This window comes from Nocardia citri (assembly GCF_054065835.1).
This window is the reverse complement of record NZ_JBSUQM010000064.1, coordinates 1-1,609: the sequence shown is the minus strand read 5'-3', so window position 1 is coordinate 1,609 and position 1,609 is coordinate 1. Positions and strand designations below refer to the sequence as shown.

General features: G+C 66.9%; 3 protein-coding genes and 1 pseudogene. All 4 read right to left on the bottom strand.

Features of this window, described 5'->3' with window-relative positions:
- Positions 1 to 747 (bottom strand): DNA cytosine methyltransferase (locus ACW2Q0_RS31100; RefSeq protein ID WP_457194491.1); only part of this gene is annotated, 747 nt, incomplete at its 3' end.
- Positions 747 to 932 carry a hypothetical protein gene (locus tag ACW2Q0_RS31095; protein WP_457194490.1) on the bottom strand — a complete coding sequence of 62 codons (186 nt, stop codon included), beginning with the start codon at positions 930 to 932 and terminating at the stop codon, positions 747 to 749. The genes ACW2Q0_RS31095 and ACW2Q0_RS31100, both read right to left, overlap by 1 nt.
- Positions 929 to 1,261: a hypothetical protein gene (locus ACW2Q0_RS31090; RefSeq protein WP_457194489.1), complete on the bottom strand. Its 333-nt coding sequence runs from the start codon at positions 1,259 to 1,261 to the stop codon at positions 929 to 931. Before ACW2Q0_RS31090 ends, ACW2Q0_RS31095 begins: the two co-directional genes overlap by 4 nt.
- A pseudogene (locus ACW2Q0_RS31085) lies at positions 1,258 to 1,609 on the bottom strand (FtsK/SpoIIIE domain-containing protein); the annotation flags it as partial. The pseudogene ACW2Q0_RS31085 and the gene ACW2Q0_RS31090, both read right to left, overlap by 4 nt.

The following is a 1,609-nucleotide window of genomic DNA, read 5'->3' as shown; positions in this document are numbered from 1 at the left end:
TGCGGGCAGCCACGCCGGTTCCACGATGGAGTTGCGGCAGGTCACCGAGGGGCAGCGCCAGGTGTATTGGGCGCGGTAGCGGCCCCACCGGCGGGTCGGGTTCTTCCAGCCCTGCACCGCGGTTATTTCCCGATCACAGTGGGTACACCAGGCTTTCGGGCGGGTCCACCGGTTCAGGTCCGGGGCACGGTCACCGGTGCGCCAGCACACCACATACAACCGGTCCCGGGACTGCGGAGCGGGGGCGCCCGCGGCTTGGGCGTGCATCGAGTTGAGGTACACGACCTCGTGGCGGTAGCCGAGCAGGTCCAGGGCTTGCAACCAGGCGGGCCACATCACCCACTTCGCTGCGTCGACGACGTTCTCGACGATGATCGCCCGATACTGGTGGTGTTCGGCGAAGCGCACGACATCCCACATCGTGGCCCGGGAGCGTTCGGCCGCCTCGTCGGGCAGGATCTCGCCGAACAGGTCCGGGGTGGAGTCGATGTTGCGGCGGCGGCCCCGGGCGACACTGTGATTGGTGCACGACGGGGAAGCCCACAGCACATCGGTGCGGGGGAACAACCGCGGATCCACCTGCGACAGGTCCGCGCACGCGTGATCGGTGCCGGGGTGGTTGGTGTTGTGGGTGTCCACCGCCAGGCGCCAATGGTTCGCGGCCATCCGCACGACGACGCCGGGAACCTCGCTTGCTCCGGTACTGGAACCACCAGCGCCGCAGAACAAGTCGGTCACGGTGAGCATCACGCGGCCTCCGGTCCGTAGTCATCGATCATGGAGTCCCAACCGGGAGCGTCGCCGGTTTCGACCAGCAGGTGCACCGCGACCGCGACCGGATCGAGGCCGGAGCGTTCCAGGTGGCAGCGACGACGCGAGCGGATATCGACAACGACGTCGGAGTCCTCGCGGCGGGTGGTGTTCTTGGTCATGGCTGGGTCTCCGATTCGTAGATGCCGCAGGTGATGCAGGCGCGATCGCGGTGGATGTTGATGGCGGGCAGGTTGTTCCAGGCCGACCAGAGGGAGCCGGACCAGATATGTCCGTGCTCCTCGCAGCGGCGGGTGGCTCGGCAGCCGTCGCAGGTGAGGGTTTCGCCGTCGAAGTCCCACCCGGTGAGGATGTGCTCGTTGCTGAAATGGGCTGCCGCGTCATCGATGGAGATGAACGTCGTCGGGTACTCGCCGTCGACGCTGTAGACGTCTCCGCAGCCGTGGCAGTAGGCGATGACATGGGTTTCGGTGACGAATCCGGTGTTCATGCCGCCACCGGTCCTTCGTCGCCGAGGTCATCGGGGTCGAAACCGGTGTAATCCTGTGTGGGACCGGTGATTTCGGGGGCAGGGGAGTAGGTGTCGACGATGCGGTCGATCTCGGCGTCGGAGACCCAGAACGCGCGCACTCGCACGAATCCGGTGGTGCCGTCTTCCCCGACGTAGCCGACACCGGGGGTGTGCTCGGAGATCTTGTCGCACAACGCGCCCCGGTCCTTGGCGCCCTGGCCGTGGACCATGGCGGTTTGGGTGGGTTCGTCCAGGCGTAGCCCGATCCGTACCGGGAACAGCTGCCGGTTGGGCATCGTCTCCTTCGACGGGTCCTGCAACGCAGCG

Excerpts from the sequence above, each read along its gene's own strand:
- ACW2Q0_RS31090 (WP_457194489.1), bottom strand. The coding sequence starts at position 1,261 with ATGAACACCGGATTCGTCACCGAAACCCATGTCATCGCCTACTGCCAC.
- ACW2Q0_RS31095 (WP_457194490.1), bottom strand. The coding sequence starts at position 932 with ATGACCAAGAACACCACCCGCCGCGAGGACTCCGACGTCGTTGTCGAT.